Origin of the sequence: Enterobacter sp. EC_64 (genome assembly GCF_019584165.1) — a bacterium.
Classification (GTDB): domain Bacteria; phylum Pseudomonadota; class Gammaproteobacteria; order Enterobacterales; family Enterobacteriaceae; genus Enterobacter; species Enterobacter roggenkampii.
In genome coordinates this window covers 1-229 of record NZ_VDAS01000105.1, presented here as the reverse complement: position 1 = coordinate 229, position 229 = coordinate 1, and the positions used below count along the sequence as shown (strand labels likewise).

The window sequence follows — 229 nt, the reverse complement described above, 5'->3', positions numbered from 1 at the left end:
AGCAGTACGCCAGCAGCCGTGACTTTGCGGCGGCAACAGGGCTTGTACCTCGGCAGTACAGCACGGGAGGTAGGACGACATTGCTGGGAATTAGTAAGCGAGGTAATAAAAAGATGAATCGCCACGGGTTTAACAGACACCTCAGAGTCATTTAAGATGGCTTAAAGAGAGGTGCCCATGAGCGGTAAGCGTTATCCCGAAGAGTTTAAAACTGAAGCAGTCAAACAGG

The 229-nt window shown here is 50.2% G+C and carries 1 pseudogene; it reads left to right on the top strand.

From position 1 onward, the window contains the following. Positions 1-122: pseudogene (locus FHC52_RS22670) on the top strand (transposase); the annotation flags it as partial. Between the last annotated feature and the right edge of the window lie 107 nt (positions 123-229).